This window comes from Halomonas heilongjiangensis (assembly GCF_002879645.1).
In the GTDB taxonomy this organism is placed as follows: domain Bacteria; phylum Pseudomonadota; class Gammaproteobacteria; order Pseudomonadales; family Halomonadaceae; genus Halomonas; species Halomonas heilongjiangensis.
Map to the genome: position 1 here is coordinate 41,104 of NZ_PNRE01000009.1, position 22,624 is coordinate 63,727.

Annotated in this window: 19 protein-coding genes; 13 read left to right on the top strand and 6 right to left on the bottom strand. The window is 50.8% G+C overall.

Annotated features, from left to right (window positions below; all coding sequences use genetic code 11):
• Positions 1 to 117 precede the first annotated feature (117 nt).
• Both C1H66_RS22475 and C1H66_RS23460 read right to left on the bottom strand, forming a co-directional pair.
• Positions 118 to 579 carry a hypothetical protein gene (locus tag C1H66_RS22475; RefSeq protein ID WP_110286089.1) on the bottom strand — a complete coding sequence of 154 codons (462 nt, stop codon included), beginning with the start codon at positions 577 to 579 and terminating at the stop codon, positions 118 to 120.
• Positions 580 to 1,405: 826 nt separating this feature from the next.
• Positions 1,406 to 2,344, bottom strand: coding sequence for a hypothetical protein (locus tag C1H66_RS23460; RefSeq protein WP_102626134.1), 939 nt, complete (start codon positions 2,342 to 2,344; stop codon positions 1,406 to 1,408).
• 910 nt (positions 2,345 to 3,254) lie between these two features.
• On the opposite strand from C1H66_RS23460, the gene C1H66_RS01380 reads away from it, so the two are divergent.
• Positions 3,255 to 3,737: a hypothetical protein gene (locus C1H66_RS01380; protein ID WP_102626135.1), complete on the top strand. Its 483-nt coding sequence runs from the start codon at positions 3,255 to 3,257 to the stop codon at positions 3,735 to 3,737.
• A 127-nt stretch (positions 3,738 to 3,864) separates the two neighbouring features.
• Positions 3,865 to 4,329, top strand: coding sequence for a hypothetical protein (locus C1H66_RS01385; protein WP_102626136.1), 465 nt, complete (start codon positions 3,865 to 3,867; stop codon positions 4,327 to 4,329).
• Positions 4,330 to 4,405: 76 nt separating this feature from the next.
• Here the strand turns inward: C1H66_RS01385 and C1H66_RS01390 are convergent, their stop codons facing one another.
• Complete coding sequence (locus tag C1H66_RS01390; RefSeq protein ID WP_102626137.1) at positions 4,406 to 5,062, bottom strand: SOS response-associated peptidase; 657 nt, start codon at positions 5,060 to 5,062, stop codon at positions 4,406 to 4,408.
• A gap of 35 nt (positions 5,063 to 5,097) precedes the next feature.
• Here C1H66_RS01390 and C1H66_RS01395 point away from each other — a divergent pair, with 35 nt between their 5' ends.
• Together C1H66_RS01395 and umuC are read left to right on the top strand one after the other, a co-directional pair.
• Positions 5,098 to 5,532: a LexA family protein gene (locus C1H66_RS01395; protein ID WP_102626138.1), complete on the top strand. Its 435-nt coding sequence runs from the start codon at positions 5,098 to 5,100 to the stop codon at positions 5,530 to 5,532.
• A complete protein-coding gene (umuC, locus tag C1H66_RS01400; protein WP_102626139.1) occupies positions 5,516 to 6,769 on the top strand; it encodes a translesion error-prone DNA polymerase V subunit UmuC in 1,254 nt (417 codons plus the stop codon). The genes C1H66_RS01395 and umuC overlap by 17 nt, the downstream gene beginning before the upstream one ends.
• Positions 6,770 to 7,220: 451 nt before the next feature.
• Here umuC and C1H66_RS01405 read toward each other — a convergent pair whose 3' ends face one another.
• Both C1H66_RS01405 and C1H66_RS23350 read right to left on the bottom strand, forming a co-directional pair.
• Positions 7,221 to 7,553, bottom strand: coding sequence for a hypothetical protein (locus C1H66_RS01405; protein WP_102626140.1), 333 nt, complete (start codon positions 7,551 to 7,553; stop codon positions 7,221 to 7,223).
• A gap of 435 nt (positions 7,554 to 7,988) precedes the next feature.
• Complete coding sequence (locus C1H66_RS23350; protein ID WP_276308811.1) at positions 7,989 to 8,120, bottom strand: hypothetical protein; 132 nt, start codon at positions 8,118 to 8,120, stop codon at positions 7,989 to 7,991.
• Positions 8,121 to 9,517: 1,397 nt separating this feature from the next.
• On the opposite strand from C1H66_RS23350, the gene C1H66_RS22480 reads away from it, so the two are divergent.
• The 4 genes from C1H66_RS22480 (at position 9,518) to C1H66_RS01415 (ending at position 16,401) form a co-directional block, all read left to right on the top strand.
• Positions 9,518 to 9,856, top strand: coding sequence for a hypothetical protein (locus C1H66_RS22480; RefSeq protein WP_110286085.1), 339 nt, complete (start codon positions 9,518 to 9,520; stop codon positions 9,854 to 9,856).
• Between the two features lie 340 nt (positions 9,857 to 10,196).
• A complete protein-coding gene (locus C1H66_RS22485; protein ID WP_146010664.1) occupies positions 10,197 to 11,597 on the top strand; it encodes a hypothetical protein in 1,401 nt (466 codons plus the stop codon).
• Between the two features lie 279 nt (positions 11,598 to 11,876).
• Complete coding sequence (locus C1H66_RS01410) at positions 11,877 to 13,001, top strand: toll/interleukin-1 receptor domain-containing protein (RefSeq protein WP_170064066.1); 1,125 nt, start codon at positions 11,877 to 11,879, stop codon at positions 12,999 to 13,001.
• A gap of 409 nt (positions 13,002 to 13,410) precedes the next feature.
• Positions 13,411 to 16,401: a KAP family NTPase gene (locus C1H66_RS01415; protein WP_102626142.1), complete on the top strand. Its 2,991-nt coding sequence runs from the start codon at positions 13,411 to 13,413 to the stop codon at positions 16,399 to 16,401.
• A gap of 245 nt (positions 16,402 to 16,646) precedes the next feature.
• Here C1H66_RS01415 and C1H66_RS01425 read toward each other — a convergent pair whose 3' ends face one another.
• Complete coding sequence (locus C1H66_RS01425; RefSeq protein ID WP_102626143.1) at positions 16,647 to 17,753, bottom strand: helix-hairpin-helix domain-containing protein; 1,107 nt, start codon at positions 17,751 to 17,753, stop codon at positions 16,647 to 16,649.
• Positions 17,754 to 18,412: 659 nt separating this feature from the next.
• Here C1H66_RS01425 and C1H66_RS22490 point away from each other — a divergent pair.
• The 5 genes from C1H66_RS22490 to C1H66_RS22495 all read left to right on the top strand — a co-directional run bounded on the left by C1H66_RS22490 (position 18,413) and on the right by C1H66_RS22495 (position 22,491).
• Entirely contained in the window at positions 18,413 to 19,813 is a 1,401-nt protein-coding gene (locus C1H66_RS22490; protein WP_146010665.1) for a hypothetical protein, read from the top strand.
• Between the two features lie 14 nt (positions 19,814 to 19,827).
• Positions 19,828 to 20,151 carry a TRL-like family protein gene (locus tag C1H66_RS01430; RefSeq protein WP_170064067.1) on the top strand — a complete coding sequence of 108 codons (324 nt, stop codon included), beginning with the start codon at positions 19,828 to 19,830 and terminating at the stop codon, positions 20,149 to 20,151.
• Positions 20,152 to 20,282: 131 nt separating this feature from the next.
• Positions 20,283 to 20,639: a hypothetical protein gene (locus C1H66_RS23015; protein WP_146219029.1), complete on the top strand. Its 357-nt coding sequence runs from the start codon at positions 20,283 to 20,285 to the stop codon at positions 20,637 to 20,639.
• A gap of 843 nt (positions 20,640 to 21,482) precedes the next feature.
• A complete protein-coding gene (locus C1H66_RS01435; RefSeq protein ID WP_102626145.1) occupies positions 21,483 to 21,854 on the top strand; it encodes a histone-like nucleoid-structuring protein, MvaT/MvaU family in 372 nt (123 codons plus the stop codon).
• A gap of 292 nt (positions 21,855 to 22,146) precedes the next feature.
• Positions 22,147 to 22,491 (top strand): hypothetical protein, encoded by a 345-nt coding sequence (locus C1H66_RS22495; RefSeq protein ID WP_146010666.1) that lies wholly within the window; start codon positions 22,147 to 22,149, stop codon positions 22,489 to 22,491.
• Positions 22,492 to 22,624: the final 133 nt, after the last annotated feature.

Here is a 22,624-nt window from a genome sequence, read left to right on the forward strand (position 1 = left end):
AGTGCTCATGGCGCACTCCTCTTATACAACTTGTCGTGAAAATTTAAATAAAAGGATAATAGTAGTCAAACAAAAAGAGGCTCGATGAGCCTCTTTTTGTTTTTTCTAGCGCTGTATTTATTGGCTAAGCTTGGGAGCTTCCGCGCTGAATCCGCTAATTCTCCATGCCTCAACACTTGGTGACCCATGTCGCGAGCGATACGTTCCCCAAACAACCCCCATAACATATTTGTATTGCACACCATCCTTCATGGTGATGGTTGCACTGAGAGGGTGGTGGCGTTTATGTTGCTGCATATATGCCTCAGAGTCGTAGGCTTTTGTATCTATCCTTGCAATCCCTGTGTCTTGGCAGGCCTGATGAAACGCGTCGAACTGATCATCGTATTCTCTGAGGTTTAGTTCCTTGCGATTGTGCATGGCAATGTGGAGTTCTTTATCACCATCACAAATGGCTTGAATCGCCGCCTCAGCCATTCCGGTAGCGGTCTCGCTATAGACCTCGTCGGCCAGGGCCGCAGATGACAACGACAGGGCGAGAGCAGCAGTAGCGGTGATCATTGTGGTTTTGATAGACATTCAGATATCCCTGAGTATGGCGTATGGTTTTTTGGTGCTTTGTATGACCCTAAGCATAAGATTTATATCATATCAGAAGGAAGGCAATCCGCAAGATACGTGATTCAAAATAAGAGTATGAATTACGTGGCGTCAGCAATGAGTGGCTGCTGAGCTTAACATTGGTATCGAGCTAGCATACGTATGATTATCATTTCAATCCGACGATGGTGTGGTTGCACCTGAGAAGTGATATAGGCCGTCCCCGGAAAGACTGGCGGCCCATCGTGTGCGAAAAGGTAAATCACACCACAACCAGGGATTGACTTCATACTCTTCTCTCTATCCAGAAGCGCATGGCCCTATCTGTCAACGTAGTTATCAACCAAATGGATTGAGAGGTGTTCCGAAAGCAACCGCTGACGGTTGTTTGGGCCTCGATGATCGCTGCACGTGCATAAAGAAGCCGGACCATGGCCGCTTTCGTCAGCTCCGCTGAGATCCTGGTCGACTGTGCCAATGCTCCTGGGCAAGATCACAGGCCTACCATGCTGTGATCGACGGCGAGTCGAGTTCTAGCGATCGGCACATCTGTTCTCACTGCTGGAGAGCAATGCCGGCTGAGTGGAATTCGAGGCGCGCGACAACGACAAGTGCTTCGTCGGCTCCACCAGGAAGAGAGTATCGCTGTGTGGCGCAAGTAGCTTTTGCTGGTCAGGTAGACGCTCCTGGTGGATACAAAAGGTGGTAGTCGGATCTAATCAGCGCACCAACGCGACGGGCCGCCGATCATTGATCGGCGGCCCGTCGGCGAGAGCGATGGCTGTCGCAAGGCCGGCCAGAAAGCTTACTTTCCGGTCTTTCTGGTAGTTGGCTTCGCCGGCTTGGCGTTGCTCCCGGCAGTCTCGGTAGCCTGCTTGGCGTTGCTCCCGGCAGTCTCGGTAGCCTGCTTGGCGTTGCTCCCGGCAGTCTCGGTAGCCTGCTTGGCGTTGCTCCCGGCAGTCTCGGTAGCCGGCTTGATGTTGCCCTTGGCAGTCTCGGTATCCTGCTTGGCGTTGCCCTCGGCAGTCTCGGCAGCCTGCTTGGCGTTGCTCCCGGCAGTCTCGGCAGCCTGCTTGGTGTTGCTCCCGGCAGTCTCGGCAACCGGCTTGGCGTTGCCCTCGGCAGTCTCGGCAGCCGGCTTGACGTTGCCCTCGGCAGCCTCGGCAGCCGGCTTGACGTTGCTCCCGGCAGTCTCGGCAGCCTCGGCAGCCGGCTTGACGTTGCTCCCGGTAGTTTTGGCAACCTGCTTGGCGTTGCCCTCGGCAGTCTCGGTAGCCGGCTTGATGTTGCCCTCGGCAGCCTCGGTGACCTGCTTGGTGTTGCCCTCGGCAGTCTCGGCAGCCTGCTTGGCGTTGCTCTCGGCAGTCTCGGTGACCTGCTTGATGTTGCTCCCGGCGGCCTCGGTGACCTGCTTGGCGTTGCTTTCGGTCAGCATTTGGCTCTGCTGGACGAAGTCCTGTTGCAGAGCCACGACCTTCTCCAGATCGCCCTTCAGGCGCTCGGTCAGGTACTTGGTGACCTGCTGCTGGCCTTTGGCATAGGCGCGCAGGCCTTCGGCGTCCTGGACGTTCACCAGGCTGCGCAGCTGCGCCAGGCTGGCGTCGGTGTAGGCCTTACCGGCCTCGAGCTGGGTATAGACCAGCTTCTCGGTATAGTCGACGGAGAGGGCCGCGTAGGCGCGGGCTGGGCTGAAGAACATGGATTCGAGCTGATCAGTGAACTGCTTGATGTCGACATTTTGCATGGTTGACCTCCTGGGGGTGTTAAGGATGAGGAAGGCCCTGCCTGTCTGCCACTGCCTTCTGCGTATCTGATGCAGTGCATCAATAGCAAAGATATTTGTGCAGTGCAACATAAGCTGACGTGAGGAAGGAGGTGGTGAGCACCATCCGCGCTTAATGGCTGAGTCCATCGTCTCCGTATGCGCTGACGCTAGGGCTGAGAAATACGCCTAATTCCTTGATGTTCAACGTATATTGATGGTCGCACGAGGGCGGTGCCCACTTGACCGGGACCTGAAGAGCTACTTCAACTAATACAACATCAGCAGACCACTTCAGGGCCTAGAGGACAGGCGGTAGAGGAGATGTACTTTGTTTCACCACCGCCCCGGTCGGCTTGACGCTTGGTGACAACCCGGTCAAAGCGTAGATCGCCTCCGGGATGGTCCAGAGGATAGGGGCCTCTTCTTGCCTCGTGGACCCATGCTTCTGCCACAGCCTCTGGTACCTGCCTCATCATCTATTCGTCACAATTACCCAAAAATCCCCACGCAGATAGAAGAAAGATTGGCTAGGTTATAGTGTAAAAGCATGTATCTGCGTAATGCCTCGGCGTCGCCGTTTGGCAACGTATCATGCAGAAATTGCCAGGGAAGGCGACATTGAGCGCCACTATTCCTCTGGCGGTAGCGTGGCTGGTGCCCGGGATGCCGTAAAGCTCTTGACTAACAACCACCGGGCGTGATGCGGACTTGGTGCAAAATTTTTACCTGTGCGTTCATTTGGGATAGGCTTCCGAGGAATAGTTAATAATGATGAGAGATAGGGTGTTAGTGGTGATCGGGAAGGCGAGTTTACTGACTTGAAAGAGCAAGAGTGTTCATCTGAGAAGACATGCGCGCTACCTAATCACTATTATAATTCGAGGAAGTCATGTCACATCTAGAAAATCTTATAGCTGAATACTATGACTGGAAAGGCTACTTGGTAAAACAAAATATCAAAGTAGGCAAGCTCAGTCACGGGGGCTGGGAGATGGAATTGGATGTGATTGCATTTGATCCCCATGCCGACCACCTAGTTCATATAGAGCCGTCAATTGATTCTGATTCTTGGTTCACACGAGAAGAAAGATTTATCAAAAAGTTCAAAGCCGCAAGAAAGTATATATTCACTGAAATATTTACGTGGCTTGAGTCCAGTATGGAAATCGAACAAATGGCTGTGCTCATCACACATCCTAAAGGAAGAGATGAACTTGCAGGAGGTAAAATAGTTTCCATTGACGAATTAATGGCAGACATACGTCAAAAAGTTGTGGAGTGCGGCATTGTTGCCAAAAATGCAATTCCTGAACAATATCCACTTTTACGCACATTGCAGCTTTCGCACAATGGCTACTACAAAATGTTATAACAAGTTGTTCCAGTTTACGAAGCGGTTTTCGCTCCTTTTTATGTATTCGCTGCGCTCACTCTGTACAAAAATCCACTGCAACTGCTGCTCAGCTGAGCAAAGCGTTATACACAAACCGAGATAGCGCATGCAACGGTACCAATGGAGCCGCCTCAATAAACAGCAGGTAGGGGCTTACACTGAATACTTTGTCAAGATGGAACTCACCATGTTTGGGTTTCAAGTTTACTCGACAGAAGTTGACGATAGGGGCATTGACTTTGTAGCAAGGCTAGACAACGGCCCATTCATTGAAGTGCAGGTGAAGTCCCTCAGGTCAATGGGCTACGTGTTCATGCAAAAGAGAAAATTTTCACTGAATGAGCATCTTCACCTTGCGCTCGGTCTGCTCTGTGAAGGAAAATCACCTCAATTGTTCTTGATCCCATCGACCGTATGGATGTCTCCCAACTCTATGTTTGTTGAACGCAACTATGAAGGTCTGAAGAGCAAGCCTGAATGGGGGTTGAATATATCTTACAAGAACATGCCTAGCTTGGAATCCTATCGTTTTGAATCATCAGTCGAGCGGCTAACCCTCCAATGCACATGACAGCAACAGCTACGCGGTGCCTCTTCTTGAGGCAATTCCGTTGTTTCTGCTGATCTTCCGCTTGTACAGTGCCATATTATGCGCATATGAAGAATGCATCTCCGATGGGGTTTTTCGTCCCCGCGCGTTCTATCGGTGTGGCCTTCAAATCAGATCGCAGAGCAGGATCCAGAAGGTAGTCCAGCTCAGCCGTGTCGGTCACGTCAGGCGACAACCATGCTTCATAGGCATCTTCAGGCAACCACATCGGCACTGACTTCCGGTGGATGCCCTCCAAGGCCTTGATCCCTGGCAAGGTAATGATCGAAGCGGAATAGACGATTTCTCCCGTCACCTGTTCGGTCCACTTCTTGTACAGGCCGCCAAAGGCAATGGCACTGCCGTCAGCAGGCTCCAGCAGATGAGGATGCTTGCCATCCTGGCTCTCGACGAACGCCGTTGCAGGGACGATGCAACGCCGATGCCGATACTCAGGCTTCTTGGGTAGCTTGTCGTAGCGGGTGTTCACCGAGAAGTAGTCCCGATGCGGCTTCAAGCCCTGATCGGTCTGACGCAAGTACAGCCACCAGATAGCCGGACGCGCGACGTGGCCACCCTCGGCACCCGTCACGACGCTTATCGTGCTGCCAGGCTTGAAATTTCGGCTGTAGATGAAGTCATCAGGAGCTACGGATAGACGTTCCGCCAGGCGGACGGCACCAGACGTCTTGACGAGCGCGTAGTTCGTGCACATACTTTATACCTGTATATCTATCCAGGTTTGTCAGGATGTCCGTCACCTTGGTTTCGCGCCGCAAGGCCGAGACAGCCTTTGCTGCGCCTTGCTTGCTGACCCGTATCCGAGCCGGCTTTCCAAGTCCGGCAGAGGACTACATGGATCGAAAAATAGATCTAAATGAATACCTTATCAAGCATCCTGCGGCAACCTTCTATTGCTGGACCGAGGGTGAGTCGATGCAAGGGATCGGGATTTTTGATGGTGACTTACTCATCGTAGACCGAGCAGAGAAGGCCCGTCACGGCGATGTCGTTCTGGCCAGCCTCGATGGCGAAATGACTTGTAAAATACTCGACATACACCACCGGCGCCTGCTCGCCGCCCATGAGGACTTCCCTCCGATCCCTATTCCTGAGGGGGCCAGCTTCGAGATCGAAGGGACGGTCATCAGCTCTGTGAGACTCTTCCGTGATCGCCCTCGTTGATTGCAACAGCTTCTACGCATCGTGCCATCAGATCTTCCGCCCCGATCTGCGAGGAAAGCCTGTAGTGGTTTTGTCGAACAACGATGGCTTTATCGTAGCAAGATCAAAGGAGGCCAAGGCCATCGGCATCCCGGACCTGGAGCCTTTCTTCAAAATCGAGCATATGCTGCGTAGACACAATGTCGCCATATTCTCATCCAACTACCCGCTTTATGGCGACATCTCTGATCGGGTAATGGTGACGTTGCAAACCTTCAGTCCACGGATCGAGGTATACAGCATCGATGAGATGTTCCTCGATCTCGCCGGAATGCAGGATGACCTCAAGACTCTGGGGCGTGAGATCAAGATCCGCCTATGGGAGCATGTGAGAATGCCGGTCGGTGTTGGCATCGCCCCAAGCAAAACATTGGCCAAATTGGCCAACAAGGCCGCCAAAAAAATCCCCCAGTGCGAAGGCGTCTGCGTCCTCGATGAGCGTCACAAATGGGAGTGGCTTCTGAAGCGAACCCCTGTGACTGGTGTGTGGGGTGTCGCCAAGCGGCTAGCTAGGCGCCTTGAAGACCTACGGATCTACACAGCATGGGATCTGGCCACCGCCAACCCCAAGGTCGTCAGGCGTGCGAGCAGTATCAACCTGGAGCGCACCATTGAGGAGCTAAACGGGAGACCTTGCCTTGCTCTAGAGGAGGTGCCGCCTGCGAAAAAGCAGATCTACTGCACAAGATCGTTCGGTAGCCGGGCAACCACGGTGCTGCCCGTCCTGGAGGCTGTGTCCCTCTACGCCACGCGTGCCACTGAGAAGCTAAGGAGGCAGCACCACCTAGCACTCACCATGCACGTTTTCATGCATACGTCCCCCTTCGAGCCTAATTTTCACTCCGCCAGCACCATAGCCCAACTGCCATTCCCGACCGACGACACACGAGAGATCGTCAGCCTTGCACGAGCTGTGGCAGCAAGGCTCTACAGCTCCGGGCATGCCTATATCAAAGCTGGCGTGGGGCTCATTGAGTTATTCGACAAAAAACACCATCAGTTCGACCTCCTTCAGCCAGGTCAGTCTGAGAAGACCGATAAACTCATGGTGATGGTAGACGAAATCAACAAAAGAAAGGGAAGGGGAACCGTTTTTCTTGCCGCCCAAGGGATAACAAAACCTTGGGCCATGCGACAGAAATTCAAATCCCCTGAGTACACGACTAGGTGGAGTGATTTTCCTGTTGTGCGATCATGAAACCGCCCAAGCAAGGGGCGGAGAACGATTCTCCCGAAGGAGGGGGCAGCATCCGTGCTGATAACCTTTGCCAAGCCTTAGAGTGTGCTGTGATGCGAGGCGAGTTAGTCATAATCGATCATTTAAGCTGCCGAAAAAAGGCCTTGTATATCAGCATGCTAGACGGCGTCGATTTATCGAGGGGCGGTTACAGGGACACATAGGATTCGGACGCAAAGACGCCGCCCGGAGGCGGCGTCGTGCAGTGCGGGGGTCTCATCCCAGCTCGGGGGGTGGCAGGGTCTGCGGGCCAATCGCCTCAATCTCGCGTTCCGCCAGGGGCTCGCCGCGCAGCCAGAACGACCGGGACTCCCCCTTCCCACTGGGCGCACGGCCATGCGTTGCATGCGACGACGCAGAGCGCCGGAGGTGATGTCGGGGTGTGTCGTCATGTCGGTGTCCTCGGTCAGTGTCATTGGGCGCGTGACGCGGCGCGCTTGGTTCGCAGGCAGTCGCGCATCACCTCATTGGCGAACTCGCTCACCGCCTCCAGACGGAATTCCCGTGTCTCATAGCGCGGTTCGTCGTAGGCCCAGACGATGATCTCCTCCAGGTGGGGCTGCCCCTGCTGCCCCTCGACATGCGAGAGCATGTCGGGCAAGGGATAGCCGACTTGGCGACCCTGCATGACTCTTTCGGCGAACAGATAGTAGTCGTTGCAGATGTCGTGCGGGTCCATCGACGGCGCGGCGTGGGCGCTGCCGGCGACCAGCAGGGCGACGGCCAGGGTAATGAAGGGTCGCATAGTCAGACCTCCTAGAGTACGTCGATGGCGCCTAGCGCACGTAGGCCGTCGAGCGTCGTCGGAATCTTTAACTCTCTCGCTATCTCGCCCGGGTCATAGTGCCGGTACGCGAAGCCTTGCAGTGCCTCGTCACGCCACATCATTTCATCGGGAGCCGGTATCAAAACCGGCCATCGTTTCCTAGCTGTATCAGCCCTTGCGGTGTCGAAAAAGGCGTACACGCTGCGATCGAACGGCGGCGAGTCGTCCAGGCGCACCACGTAACGGTCGAGGGTCGGGACGCGGCGGGGGACTCGGTAACTATCCCTCGGGAATAACTGCCCCTCAGGTAACTATTCCCCGGAGGATAGTTAGGCTGAACCTTACTGACAAGCTCTGAAACGCCCTGAAACGGCTTCTCGTTTTGGATCACGAGGTTAAGTGGTTCAGGGCATTTCAGGAAGTTTCAACATAGAGTAATAATCGATGACCATCTGCGGACATGTTGAGCGGCTGCTGATCTGGAACGCCATCGGCTTCCGTGAAGTGATGAGCCACTGTGCCGAGCTTGGTGGGTGAATTCAGCATGATCGCTCACCGTTGGCTGGCGTGATGTGAGGCCGCTGGCCTGGATCGACAAATTCTGCTGCTGTGCAAGCTCAGACCACGAGCCTGTGAACCAGGGCACTATCCCTGGTGGCCTGCGCTTGAGCCGGCACAGCTCGGCCCATGGCCTCCTGAGGCCGGTTCTCCAAACCATGACCATCCCCAACGCCTTCACCACCGCAGCTATCCATCAACACACCTCAGGACCACGATTCGCAATTAGAAAAAAGTTTGATTAAGCTGTAGTGTGAATGTATGTATCTGCCTGATGTTTGTGTGTCTCCAAATGGCGACGTCTCGGGCAGCCACGCAAGGGAAGGCGTCAGCGCATCTGGGTTCCCTTGGCGGTAGCGTGCCTGCTCTCTTGGGCTGGGAGCCGAAAAGCCGCCCTATCGAGTGAAAGGAACTAAGGAACCAAGCAGGCCTGACGTCAATCGATGCACGCATGTATAAAGGGAATAGGGTGCTGAGGCATGCTTAATGTAAAGGGATGGCAGTGGGATACGGTGGCCGAGTAGGCGCGTTTTTGACTTGAAGATACTGGCACGCTCATCCAGTAATAGAGTGTGCGGTCTAATCACTTTTAGGACGACGAACTATTATCTATGACAAATCTTAACCCAGCGAAGCTTCGGGCGGTAGCGGAATTGGCTCGATTTTGTTCTCAGCATCCTGAACTTTGTCGCGACAAACTATTACCTCAAACCCTTGGTATTGCGATTCGGAAGTTACATGATTATGGAGAATCTTCACTAGGAAAAGGGAAGTATCTGGGTCATCCTTACTGGTCTGTTGAATCAAGGGCCTTGCTCGAAGCGAGTGATAGAAGACTTAATGGCCTCACAAGATATCTGTCCCATGAACATGTTATCCCTATCAGTCTATTGGTTAAGAAGCTGCTGAATGTCCCAGGTAACTCTAAGGTGGAGGTATTCGAAGAGATAATTAGGCGATGTTCACTGGTGGCAATAATAACAAGGGATGAGGATGCTGAGCTTCGTAAAGTGAGGGTAGAACGATCCAGAGATCATGATTGGATTGAGAAAGATCCATGGTGGCGATATCGAGAGGCTAAGCTGCTGAATAAAATAGTTGACGATAATGGACAGTGTCTGCCCAAGAATTGGCCTAATCAATAATTTCAGCCCGTTTCAGCCCGTTTCAGCCCGTTTCAGCCCGTTTCAGCCCGTTTCAGGCCAGACGTCCCTCCACCAGACAGCCTTGTCGCCGATTCGCTTTGCCAAGGCCGCTGCTGTGCTCCGTAGGCCCTCATTGCTAATAAGTGATTGGTTCTGAAGGGTAGGCCTGTCCTACTCAAAAAGCTGAGATAACCACCGACAACTGAAGCTCGTGAAATATTCAGGCTAAGGAGGGCTTTGATGGAAATGAGGTCTGAATACGACCTTTTGTTGGTCACGGATAATTTGGTGATCATCGCCGACCGGGGTACTGGCGGTCGCTCAATCGCCCATGATGCCAGGCTTGTCGCTGAACGCCTTGCAATGGATGTTGGTAGGCTGGCTCGTCGTCGTAGAATTTTCTACAGAAATACTGACGGTAGCTTCGGAGAGATCCTCTTCAGACTCAATGAGTACAAAGGTGTGAGAGACTGTAGCGTCAGTCAACAGCTATATATTGATTCTTTGTTGAATGGTGGTGTTGTTGTTGGGTTTGGACAGCGACAAGGCATCTCGAATAACACTGGTGAGAGGGATTAAATCCTTAGCGGTACTGGATATTTCATCGTCGTGAACAAGTTGCTGATGGCCAATAAGCCAAACTGGAGATGGACGAGCCCGAGCAGTTCCATGGCTTCCGGGCCCATCCAAGTGATTAGGAGTATGAAAGCGAATAGCCCATCAGTGGCCTGCACCTCGGCAAGGTGCGTAGTGAGAGGCCAGATATACGTGAGCGATCGATACTTAGAGGTCTGAGGTGGGATGTTAGCAAAGGAGGAGGAGTCTATATACGGTCTCTCAGAAAAACGCCGCAGGCACGTTCATCCAATTATAAGATCGGCCATTTAATAACTATTAGGCACTAAATAGAGATATGAGTATGATCACTGAACATTTTGTCGGGCGTAAAAACGCAGTTAAGCAACTTCAATCTGTTCTGACAGGAGATAAGAAATCAGGTGGTAATCTTGCAATACAGAGTATTGAAGGACCGGGGGGCATAGGTAAGACTTGCCTTTTTGATCATGCAGCCGACGGGGTTGATCTGACAAGCCGCAATTATCTCACATTACGGATTGATGGAAACTCACTTTCTACGGATGCGGTTGAACAAGCTGTTGTAGGTTTAATAGATAGTGCGAAGGCCAATGCGATTCGTAATCACATGCCTAGATACTATTTTCCAACAGTGCAGCGGGTTGTAAAAGAAATCGAAGTTATTCGGAGTGAGGCTGCTGTTGAATTAAAGAAGAAACACGAAAATGAAAATGCTACCGAGGATCTTCAACAATTCCTAGACTGGGTATTCTCAGCAGGAAAAAAAGTCAACGATGCATTCCCTAGCTCTAAGAAGCACATAAACTTTCAAGAGGTAAAAAAACTTCAACCACTGGTTGAAGAAGCCATTCCATTAATGAAAAGCCTGCAAGATGAAAGCCCGAGGTTTTGGGAGCGTTTGGGGCTAGGAGACTCTACAGCTTTGCGAAATGCAATCAAGAAAAATGCGTGTGCTGCACTATCACGCGCGTTGCTTTCAGACCTTGTTACAATTCTTTCTGGTTATCAAAAGAAAGATACATTCAAGGCTACTCACCCTAAGATAAAAGGAATTGACAGGTTTCTTCTTATCCTCGACGACTATGAGAAGCTTCAAAATTCGATTGGAGTATTATTGGTTGGTCATCTACTATCAGGATTGAAATCTGCGGAGTTCGAATCTGTAGTAATTATTCTTGGCAGAGACCAGCTAGAAGCAACAGATCCTGCTTGGGATCAGCACCTTAAGAAACATCTTCTGCCGCGAATAGTTTTGACGCCATTGTCACAGCCAGAAATGAATGAGTTGGTTGAGTCATATGGAGTGCAAGAGTCTGACGAGAAAGAGCGCGTTTGGCGAGATACACAAGGGTACCCATTTTACGTTCAGCTGTGGACCGACGAACTTTCCTCAGGTGGCCGAAGTGCGATAATGCTTAAGCGGTTTCACGATAGAACTACGCGCTGGATGAATGATCAGCAAAAAAAATGGCTTCAGCACATTCTTTTCCTTGATGAGATCAACATCCGTACTTTACAAAGGATGCTCGACGATGAACATGAAGCCTTCGAGGTGTTCAATTGGTTTCAGCACGAAGGTTCTATTAGAGACACTTCCGGTAGTGCATTTCGTGTCCGTGAATACCTACGGTCTCGGCTGATAGACTACATGCAAATCAGTGACCCGGACCGCTGTGATCAGTTACAACGCAAAGGCAAGGTTGCACTTAATGCTCAAGGCTAACAAGGCGCATCACTCGCGGCTGGACTTCCCCCACTTCAGTAGACAAGCATCGCTAACCGCTATGGAGGTGAACGATGCCGGCCATGAATACGGGGAAGAAGACCTCAAAGTACACGATTGAATTCAAGGTCAAGGCGCGCTCAATGTCACAATTTCTCCGTCAGACAATACTGACGAGAAAATCTAACAATGCTGTGAACGCGGACGCATTTTCGTTCGCTGCGTTCGCTTATGAAGCGCCGTTTACAGCAAGAGTTATACAAAAAGGTAACAGATATCGTGACTACCGTATTTATTAGCTACGCGAAAAAGAATGCATCTGATGCGAGACGTCTGTATGAGGACATTAGACGCCACGGCTTTGAGGTGTGGTTCGATGAAGTTAGTTTACTTCCTGGCCAAAGATGGAAGGTCGCTATTCAGGCAGCTATCAAGGAATCGAGATACTTCATTGCTTTGATCTCATCACACTCGACTTCAAAGAAAGGATACGTTCAGAAGGAGCTGAAGTTAGCGGTGGACGTGTTGGATGAATATCCAGAGCATGAAATATTCATCATCCCAGTTCGGCTAGATGACTGCGATATCTTAGACCAAAGGCTAGGTGATTTTCACTTTGTTGACTTGTTCCCTGATTATGACCAAGGGCTTGCCAAAGTGCTGCAAACCTTGAGTGGAACAGACTCGATGAAATCTCAAAGCTATATGGAAGCACAGACCGTACCGCCTAAGGAATTTAGCAATAAGCCAGTTATTCAAAGTGTAGACCTTAGCGAAACTGAGCTATCCGAAGGAGGTGAAATAGAGGTAACGATTCGCGCTAAGTCAAAAGCCCCTGTCAATTGGTTTAATCATAGACTTGATGGGCCAATATCTTGCCTTCATGGGGGAGGAGGAACGAGTAACTTTCATGAAGTTGAACCTGAAATCTGGGAAACAAAATGGATTCACAGAATATCTCGCTGGGCGCCGTCAGGTACTTACCGATTCAGCGAGATATCCGTCAAGAATGAGGCAGAGATTACATCGGACTCCTGGGAAGCGGTGGGGTTTGTCGTAAGAAATAATCAAGAGTCAGCATCACCCGAGATTGAATTCGTCCGACCGAGTTCTTATAAAATCAGGCGAGGAGGTGCGTTGGAGATCACTGTGCGTGCGCGATCTAATGCTCCGATAACCTGGCTAGACCGAGTGCTTGAGGGGCCAACTGGAACTCTGTACGGCGGCGGAGGGACGACGCGATTTACTGAGATCGAACCAGGTGCTTGGGAGCATAAGTGGACTGAGCCAATCTCCGCCTGGGCTCCCTTGGGAACCTACGTATACTCAGAGATTGCTGTTAAGAACGAAGGCGAGCTTAGTTCGGAACCTTGGCAAAATGTTGAGTTTACGGTGGAGAGGTGACCTGGCCCAGACTGTTTCAGGTCTCGCGGACTAACTTGGCCGTTGAGGCTGTAGCAGGCCCCCACCCACTGCCAGTAGGATAGGTAACAGTGAGCAACCAGCATGACTATGTTCAAGACCTATGACTACAACTGACAACGCCGGCACAGTGCGATTGGACTGATCAGTCCCGAGGCCTTCGAGGCCAGGAAAATCGCGTAACCCGGTGTCCACGATTACTGCGTAAGATCATTCCCTTGTTTAGCTGTTATTACATAGCAATTTGCAGTCGATAATATCGTTAAAGCGCCCCCCACCGATTCCCGAGATACGCTGAAGCTGCTCAGCCCGCTCCCACGGGCGTCCGTCGATATTATTATGTATCGGCTCGTGCCTGAGAAAATCCCTCCACACCACTGAACTTAAATCAATGAAACCTAACAAGCCCGTTATGAAAATGCCTGAGTTTTTAGTATTTGCTAAGTTGCTTGCAGTTGGCTTCTTAGGTGCGGAGGTTTGGCGGGCCTCATACTACCTCGGCGCGAATTCCGCCTTGGCATCGGCTGATTTAAACCTCTACGTAAAGTGTGGGCTAATACTGTTCGTGGCACTGCTGTGTGTGACCTACGCCCTCAAGCGGGGTGCACACGTCGCTGCTGCGCGGGTGGGTCGTAGTCTTCGCATCGATCTACTGATCGCTGTAGGCATCGGTATCTGGGTAAATGTGTTGGCCTCGCCCTGGCTAGCCAAGGCACACTCAGCTCTCAAGGGTGCGGATTCTCATTGGGCTACAGTGGTCTTACTTCTTCTTTCCGCTGTGCTGTTGTCGCCCCTTGTTCAACATTCCTGGCCGCGAAATAAGAGATCGGCGCCACAACTTTATTTCATTGCGGACGAAGAAGTCAGAGATGAAAAGGAGGACCTGTTTGCGAGTGAGACACAAGCCAAGTCGTTCGCGGAGACTGTCCTCGCGAGCGGCGCCCACCCGGGTCTGGTCTTTGGGGTCGACGGACCATGGGGTGTCGGAAAGACAAGCTTCATCAACCTCGCTGAGCGTTACTGGAAAAACGCAGAAGACAGGGCTATCGTTTGTCGATTCGAACCCCTCCGGTACGCATCACAGCCCGACCTTGCAGATCGGTTGATTCGTGAATTATCTGCCGCGATTCAACGAAAAGTCTTCGCTCCAGAATTTCGGCCGGCGGTATCGCGCTACTCCCGGCTGATAAAGGGAAAAGCTGACTTTTCGTTCCTCGGCTTCAGGCTTTCGTTTGAGCCATCGCAGGAGACCGTTGATGAATTACTTGATGACATCGATGAAGTTCTTCGGCGCATCGGCCGGCGCGTGATCATCGTCATCGACGACCTTGATCGTTTGGACACAAGAACCACGAACAACGTTTTGTTCGCCACGAAGAGGACGTTCAAGATATCCCAAGCCACTTACGTCCTCTGCTACGACACCGAGATACTTGCTGGAAGCGAGGAAGAGGGGGCGAGGGCGCGAGAGTTTCTTGAGAAGTTTGTGACAGTCAAGTTGAGCTTGTTCGTCGATAGCTCCAGTATTCGAGACTTCTTACGAAGGGACTGGCAACTTGCAGAAAACCACCTGGGCTCGATTCCTTCCGATACGATGGTAAAGCTAGGCGCAGTACTCAATGAGTTGGCAGATATTTTAAACGGTGAGTTGGCAGCTAAGTATTTGCCACTTGTTGGTGATATGCGCAAGGTAAAACGGTTCGTTAACGCCATGCTTCTTATGCAAATAGAGAAAAGCGACTTAGGTAGGACGGACTTCAATAAACGCGACCTCATCAACCTCATGCTCTTGCACTTGAACTACCCTGGATTGTTTAGGCGCATATATGCAGAAGAGACTGAAGGGCGCTCCGGGATATTCTCGGTGCGTCGAGAATACGGAGAACGAAACTTCAAGAACTCATCCGAGTTCTTGAAAATTGTTGAAGAGTCGCGAGAGAATGATGGGTTCCTGTTGAAACAGTTATTTGAAGTGGCAACTTTAAAGCTTGGGGAACCAAGTGATGTAGATGAGGCAGTCCTCTCTTCACGGGCTTGCTTTAATGAGGACTCGTTCAGGAATCTAGAGGGGTACCTCAAGCTCATTGTTCGGTTTGCGACGCCAGAACCTCAGGAGACATTTGTTCTGTACCAGACGGCCGTGGAACGAGTTAGGATGGGGGAAACGATTTCTTCAGTACTGACATCACCTGACTTTCAATTGGAACGAGGGGAGCACGCGCATGATCAGTTCTGGAGGGTACTCGTCAATCAGTCTCATGACTTCACCAGCTCTGTTTCCGAAGATGCTATCGATACACTCGTCGACTATCTGCCTTACTACTCGGCGATCGCGCATAAAGATCGGGGATTGCGGATAAGGTCAATTTACTCACTGCTGCGACTGTTGGACCAAGCTGGTTGGGGGAGGACATCAGGACACCGCCTTCCAAATACCCCTGAAAACATCATCAAGATTGCATGGCGGATCTTCGGCGAACACTCTTACAAGGGGAAGGGGATACTTCAACGCCTTGTCGCCGATGATCGCGGTGTCCTCGGCTGGAGCGATTTAATGTTGTTCAGGCTTCAATGCTCCGCAGATCGTCAGGGGCAGCTCTTCAACTTGCATTCAGCGCTTATTGTCCATCAGGATAATAATGCTGCGACGTCTGGTCCTGTCAGCAGTCTAGCGCTGATAGGGATGAGGAAGCTTTCGCAAAAGGTGTTCGCTTTGTTTAAGCGGACATATATTGATTCGCGACGAAACTTTTTTGCAGAAGTCAATGATACCTCAGCTGAATCATTTCTCGGCGAAGTTTCGTCTAAGCTTGACCGACAGGCTTCAAGCGACGATCAATTCGAGACAAGTGATGCTTCGTTCGCTCAACTTATTTCCTCTGCACGCTCTGTAGTCAAGTCCTTCGTGATCTACCAACTGAGCAATTCTCTTCCCCCACAAGGGTCCGGTATAGGATGCGGGCATTACGATGAGCGTGGGGCTGGTGATGGTGGTGGCATAGCCAAGTTGATGAACGAGTATGCATTTGATGTATGCTTCAATCCCGACCTCCATGAGGACAACATCATTTTCTTCCTCGACCACTGCCTCTCGCATCTGAGTAATGGCTTCTTTTCGGGCAGAGATGAGGAGGGCTACTTTGCGTCTAAAGCTGAACTTCCAGGTGGCCTTGATCCGAAGGAGATGGGGCGTTATTGGAGTCAGCACCGGGATCTTATTCGCCAACGCGTCCCGCTCGTAGAAGAGAGGTGCGTAGTCACGACCAACTACATAGCTTCGTATCGCGACGATTTGGATGGGGTCTTCGCCGTTCTTGATGAATTAGCCATGGCGGTCTCAAGTTTCAACCGCAACACTATTGAAGGAACCTTGGATCGGTGATGGATTTCTCTAGCACCTCGGCATAGATCTTTAGCGGCGTTCGCCAGTCCAGGGTCTTACGCGGGTGTGCGTTCAGTAAATTGACGATCTCGTTGAGTTCGCTCTGTGAAAGGAGAACACCGAGGTACACGACTATGTGGGATGAGGTGCTCAAGGTGTAACTGTGAGGCCAAAGGGAAGACATCAATACACTGCCTCTATCACAATGTGCTACGGCTTGCCTCCAGGCTTACTGATCCTGTACTTCATCGTGTATTACACAGCAATTCGCTGTCGATAATGTCGTTTAGGCGTCCACCGCCGATTCCCGAGATACGCTGAAGCTGCTCAGCCCGCTCCCAAGGGCGTCCCTTGATAATCTTCTGTGCTCTAGCGGGACCGATGTGTGGAAGATCTTGCAGGGTTTCGAAATCGCTCGTGTTGAGATCAACGCAATACTCCGGATCGTTGGCGGCAGGGAGCGAGCTATCGAGGCTGGCTGACGCGAACGGTTTCAAGGTCAACTCGGCACTGCCCAGAGCCAGATACACCGGGGCATGGTCGGAAACCACATCGAGCGTCAGAGAATGATCAATGCCGAAGAGGGCAGGGAACTCCACGATCCCACGCTCGGACACATCCAACTTGCCTTCGATCTTCCAGATATTGTCATAGAGGTTAGCATACCGGCCATCCGTGGGACTCAGCGTCGTGGCCCCTTGGGTGATCGCCGGGATCACGCCCTGATCGCGCAGGGACTCCCAGGCGTCATGGTGGGGCATGAGGTTGAAGTCGCCCATTAACAGGCGCGGTGTGTCGGGATAGACCTCTCCCAGCCACTCCCAGTAGTCCGCCAGCGCCTCGACCTCTGGGAGCCGGTCGCCGACGCTGCTGCCGTAGACCACGTGGACATTGGCGACTGCAAAATCTTGCCCGCTGTGCATGCTACGGAATCTCGCTGAATAGGGCTCACGGGCGAAGGTGTCGCCACTATCAAAGAACACCACCGCGCCATCCACGTATTCCACGGCGCTGTCCCTCCAGAGGAAGGCGTAGTGCTCGCGGTACGACGAGCGTCCGAGCGCATGGCTGGCCATCGACGACCAAGATTCGTTGGAGAGCGCCTCGACCTCAGTCTCGAGGCGCTCGAGAGCTGCCTCATGCATGAGTTCCTGAATAGCCAGGAAGTCGAAGTGGTTTGTAACGTGCGCGACCTTATCGTAGCGCTTGTCGTTGTCCCAACCGAGGTTTTGGATATTCCAGGAGCCCAGCACAACATCGGCTACCGCTGGCAGCGGCGACAAGGCGATGGCCAAGAGAACAAGCGGGGCTACGAATCGGCGCAGAGAGCAAAATTTGCGATTGTCTTGCATGGCGGTTCCTTGATAGTTCGGTGTGCGCTGCCTGTCTAGGGAATCTCTACGGCAGGGGCTCTCTACTGGTGGGCAATGTGCAGTTTAGGTCTGGCTTGATACATAGGGCAAAGGCAGCCATTATGAATCCATATGCGGACAGGATACCTCAGGAAGGTGATCAGACGAAATGAGAAGCGAAAAGCATTTTCGTGATACTGAAGCCGGTCCAGTAAGGCCATTAGAGATCATCTTGCTGAAGGGCTTATCCGCAAGGGGGCACGAGCTAGCCTGCGTATACGATATTGTCAGGACGACTGCAAGAGGAATGTATGCATGTTCCGTGGGGGTAGGGTACAAGGTGGCGAGTGGGTGGAGACGACCCAAAGCGGCCAGGCCGGCAAAGGCAGCATGTTCGATCATCGGTGTTATGCAGCATGCGCGGTGATTGGTGTTATATGGCCGAACCATACTTAATATAATTTGTTTCAGAAGGTTATGAGGCGGGTGGCGCATTATAACATTGTTGAACGTGCATGGGCGTTCATTCAATATCAGAGCGTGCGGTCTAATATCTGTTATGTTTCATAAGGCTTCGGAGGTTATAATTAAAATATACTTCGTACAGCCAACACCTAAGACACAATGATATGTAAATTTCACGTCAAAGGATAAACGAAATGTCAAATACCAATGATTTTGAGATTAAGAATGGCAACGTCTTACCATTTGGCCCAGATGATCTTGGCATCACCGAAAAGATTGCGACTTATACAGCCGACCTAGGTTTAACAAGTGCTGATATAGATAAAATAAATAGGCCTTGGGATATGTATGCCACGGCAATGTCAAAACAAATTCGAGGCGAGGAAGATTGGAGTGGGCTACAGCTCTTGACTATTCCAAAAGCTGCACAATGGAATGATCCACAATACGGAGTGCATTATGCGCTAGAAGATATTGGTAATACCATTCCGAAGTGGTCTCCTTACTGGGAATCCTCCTCGAGAAAATTTCACGAAAATTATGGCTTTATTTTAAATTCAATAAAGCTTGAGCTTCCAAATGCCGAGGAACAGCGCAATGCGGAAGACGCTGCTCAGGCATGGGTGTCAGCACTTAAAGACTATGAAGACGCGTTTCTTGAGTCAGCATATGACTGGATCGAATTCAATAACATTCAGGAGGGTTTGCCGGAGCATAGGCGTATTACTTATGATACATGGTACGCTAGATATGGTGCACCAAGACTCACAAAGTACAAAGATCGTGTCACTTTTGCGGCAGCCACCTATCAAGTTTATTTTAATAAGGCACGAGGCGCTGATGCGCGGCTCGCACAACTCATTACAGAATTTCGTAATGATGCATATTATATTACCACTGAAACACCATCTGGTCTTAGGATTCCTCATCCGTCTTACGATATCACTCCTGACTTACAAGACTTTATCGATTCGTCACAGGAAATGATACGAAACAATCCAAACAAACCACCTGCTATGACTTTATCGTTTAATCATAGTAGTGGGTATAGAAACACAACTACGACAAGAATGGGTGGTTCAGCATCGTGGGGCGGTTTTATTCGAATAAATGTAGGCGGTGCTTGGGAAAGTAAGCAAATAGATAGTTTCTCGAAAAATTTCTCATGTAAGGTGTCTTTTCAGAATGTTGAGCAATTTTCGGTAAAACCTGGGCCTTGGTATAGCGCGTTAGCTCTCCAGATATTTGCAGGCGGGCCATGGTTAGACAACTCGTATTTAGATAGATGGCTGAAAAAAGGGAACTCTCTTTTTGGAGAGAGGGGTCTCCTTAATTTAAGGCAAAAGACAGTAATTGTTGCTTATCAGCCATCTATAAGTATTTCGTTGTCTAGTCGTGAGTATCACTACTTCAAAAAAGTCGTAAAAGGTGGCGGCGGTATATCAATTGGTCCTTTTAGGTTCGGTGGACGTGGTTCTACAACAACTGAAAACATTAATTGGAACGACGCAACCAGCATGTTTACGGCAGTTGATACAAGCGGCTCACCTAAGATCGTGGCCATGCTAGATGAAATCATGCCTCCAGGTGAGTGATGTTAGGTAATAGAATGAAAGCAGCTATGTTTCTATTTTCGGTGCTTGTCTTGTTGTCAGGCTGCTCCACGTTACCGCCAGGTGGAGTCCTGTATTCAAATACTGCGGGCCCGATATATGCGACAGATCGCTCACCAAACAAAAAGGGGAAAAGTTGCGCATCTGGAATACCTGGTTTGATAATGTTTGGTGATGCGAGTATTAGAAAAGCCATGCAAAATGCCAATCTAGGTCGCGCAGCAGTCGTGGATTATGAGCAAACAACAGTGCTGTCTTTTACGAAATACTGTACTGTTGTTTACGGCCCACGTTTTGACATTCCTCCACCAGAGGAATAATACTTAACATTCGCGTCAACTCGGGCGTCATGAAGCTGCGCCGCTTCGCAACGCAACTTCATGACGCCGGTTACGCAAAGCGTTATGTGACTCGAACTGAAGCGTAAACAGTTGACAATCATGTGAAAGTCATGAGCTATGAAGGAATAATTCCACCTCTTATCGGATTTCTAGACGTATGTATTACTTTATGGTGGACTGGTAAAGCCAATAGCATTGAGGAGAAACGAAATCGTGAATCTGAGCGCAATGCACTCATTGAGAGTTTGCTCGGCGAATTGTCAGAGAACATAAATATTCTAAAACCCTATGTTGAAGCATTCGACTACTCGGAAAAACGAGAAGGGGCTCGCTCAAAGGTAAAGTACCTAAAACTGGGTGCATGGATTGTCACTACCACATTCGATGACTCGACAACACGTCTCGGATTGCTTGACAAGGAAGTTATTCGAACGATTGCTTGCTGTCACTCAATCTTAAAATGCTAGTGACATACATTGAGAGCAATCGCTCATTCAATACTACCGCTTCCCAACAGAATCTTGGCGCAGTGATCAAATTGAGAGCGGATAATATGAAATCACTTGAAATCCAGCTCAGAAATTGTCTGGAAAGTACTGTCCAGGCTGTTACTGCGTTAGAGAGGCTTCATTCAAGCTGATATGAGCGAGCATACCAGTAACATAACAAACGCATGCTCGTGCCGAGATAATTCCGAAGTCTTGGGAGGGATTTTATAAAATCCGGAAATTTACTAATGTTATCCAGGAGGTGCCGGCAACCAGTTTGCCATAGTTCTCCCATGACCAAAGCCTAGATACCATCTCTCCTAACCGGCCACAAACATCCCATCAGGCGGTTTGTGGCCGGTTAGGAGAGATGGTATCTAGGCGTTATGTGTGCATTAGTACGTGGTGAATGTCCGCATTTGGCCCAGGCTGTGTTAAAACTCCTGAGCCCTCCTGAAGATAGCGTTCTTAAGCTAAATGTGTAGTGGGTTTTGCCATGCAGCTGCCTCAGAATTTGCGAGAGAGCACTAATGTTGATCATTTTTTGACCGCTGCCAGGCGCTTTAAGCGTTTTCACACAGCCTCGGCAGCTTGCTGCCATCAAGGTGCTTAAACTCACACGTCTCTTCAGCCTGGACAGTCCATGAATAGCAGTCATCTGTCTGGAGGTGCCCCACTAGCCAATGCATCACGGCATCACGTGTGACGCGCTCTATGCCATTCGCCTTAGGGCTATGGCCACATCGATTAGAATCCCATTGCGTTTCTATGCTTCGTTAATTATCATGCCTCACGCACATTCACTTACTAGAGACGTATGCGATGTCAAACCTCCTGGCTACCTATGCACTGCAAGAGCAGCAGATGAAGCAGCTCGCGGAGCAGCTTGAGAAAATGAAAGCTGATCCCCGCCTCCAAGCTGAGTTTGAGTTCAAAGAGAGGCTTGAGGCGATGATGAAGGAATTTGATAAGAGCGCTACCGATGTTCTGGCCCTGCTCCGACCCGAGCCGGCGGCAGAAAGTAGCCTGAAGGCCCAGGGCCAGCGTCGCACGCGCAAGCTGAAGGTTTATGAGAACCCAAACACTGGGGAAGTGGTGGAAACTCGCGGTGGCAATCAAAAAACCTTGAAAGCATGGAAAGAAGAATTTGGCGAAGAGACAGTCGAGTCCTGGCTGGTCCGCACCGAAGACTGATTCAGCGCGTCGGTAGTTGCTGATGCTCGATCATGAAACCCCATACTCTCTCAGCGGTGTGGGGTTTTTTATTGTCTGGAGGGTGTATTCGTGCATGGCGGTGCCCTCGAGTAACTAGGCATGTGTGGTTTTCCAGATGTTCGGATAGAGCGTTGTACCAACTCCTGTAGATGTATGGCTGGCGGGATGAATCTATGCCTTCATCCATCCCAGATCCGCGCACAACAGGCAGCGCTACCACGGGCAATCGGCTAACATGATAGCTAGTACGCGTGACAGAAGGGGGGGAGGCATGACTCACCAATCACCACCTACTCCAGAAGACCCGCTCGACCGTATCTTTGCTTACCGAGCGTTTGATCTGCGGGATCGATTCCCTCAACCCCTGGAGACCTTCCGCGAGGCACTGGAGTGCCTGCAAAGCGAGCGTGCCTACCTCCCTTCTTGGAGTGGGGCAATCGTCGCCTATCTGCATGGAGGCGATTCGATTGCCATCCCTGAACGTTTCTTCTTTCGAGATGAGCCGGGGATGGGTCAAGCTATTGTTTTGCCCGAAGACAACGATGAGGTGTGTGCTGAGGTACAGGAATGGTTACGACAAGAATTGCAATCACCACGGGATTTTGAAAGCACTTGAGAGAAAGCTTGGAGGCAGTCCCGATATTGGATAGTAGTGGCTACATAACTTACTTGGCCATTGAGCGTGACTGAACTGCATTCCCGCAATATAAATAGAGGTAGCAAGCTGGCGGTAGTCGATTCACATCATG

What these genes read in the sequence shown, in the direction of transcription:
- C1H66_RS22475 (WP_110286089.1), bottom strand. Translation starts at nt 579, where the DNA reads ATGTCTATCAAAACCACAATGATCACCGCTACTGCTGCTCTCGCCCTG.
- C1H66_RS23460 (WP_102626134.1), bottom strand. Translation starts at nt 2,344, where the DNA reads ATGCAAAATGTCGACATCAAGCAGTTCACTGATCAGCTCGAATCCATG.
- C1H66_RS01380 (WP_102626135.1), top strand. Translation starts at nt 3,255, where the DNA reads ATGTCACATCTAGAAAATCTTATAGCTGAATACTATGACTGGAAAGGC.
- C1H66_RS01385 (WP_102626136.1), top strand. Translation starts at nt 3,865, where the DNA reads ATGCAACGGTACCAATGGAGCCGCCTCAATAAACAGCAGGTAGGGGCT.
- C1H66_RS01390 (WP_102626137.1), bottom strand. Translation starts at nt 5,062, where the DNA reads ATGTGCACGAACTACGCGCTCGTCAAGACGTCTGGTGCCGTCCGCCTG.
- C1H66_RS01395 (WP_102626138.1), top strand. Translation starts at nt 5,098, where the DNA reads ATGTCCGTCACCTTGGTTTCGCGCCGCAAGGCCGAGACAGCCTTTGCT.
- C1H66_RS01405 (WP_102626140.1), bottom strand. Translation starts at nt 7,553, where the DNA reads ATGCGACCCTTCATTACCCTGGCCGTCGCCCTGCTGGTCGCCGGCAGC.
- C1H66_RS23350 (WP_276308811.1), bottom strand. Translation starts at nt 8,120, where the DNA reads ATGCTGAATTCACCCACCAAGCTCGGCACAGTGGCTCATCACTTCACG.
- C1H66_RS22480 (WP_110286085.1), top strand. Translation starts at nt 9,518, where the DNA reads ATGGAAATGAGGTCTGAATACGACCTTTTGTTGGTCACGGATAATTTG.
- C1H66_RS22485 (WP_146010664.1), top strand. Translation starts at nt 10,197, where the DNA reads ATGATCACTGAACATTTTGTCGGGCGTAAAAACGCAGTTAAGCAACTT.
- C1H66_RS01415 (WP_102626142.1), top strand. Translation starts at nt 13,411, where the DNA reads ATGAAACCTAACAAGCCCGTTATGAAAATGCCTGAGTTTTTAGTATTT.
- C1H66_RS01425 (WP_102626143.1), bottom strand. Translation starts at nt 17,753, where the DNA reads ATGCAAGACAATCGCAAATTTTGCTCTCTGCGCCGATTCGTAGCCCCG.
- C1H66_RS22490 (WP_146010665.1), top strand. Translation starts at nt 18,413, where the DNA reads ATGTCAAATACCAATGATTTTGAGATTAAGAATGGCAACGTCTTACCA.
- C1H66_RS01430 (WP_170064067.1), top strand. Translation starts at nt 19,828, where the DNA reads ATGAAAGCAGCTATGTTTCTATTTTCGGTGCTTGTCTTGTTGTCAGGC.
- C1H66_RS23015 (WP_146219029.1), top strand. Translation starts at nt 20,283, where the DNA reads ATGAGCTATGAAGGAATAATTCCACCTCTTATCGGATTTCTAGACGTA.
- C1H66_RS01435 (WP_102626145.1), top strand. Translation starts at nt 21,483, where the DNA reads ATGTCAAACCTCCTGGCTACCTATGCACTGCAAGAGCAGCAGATGAAG.
- C1H66_RS22495 (WP_146010666.1), top strand. Translation starts at nt 22,147, where the DNA reads ATGACTCACCAATCACCACCTACTCCAGAAGACCCGCTCGACCGTATC.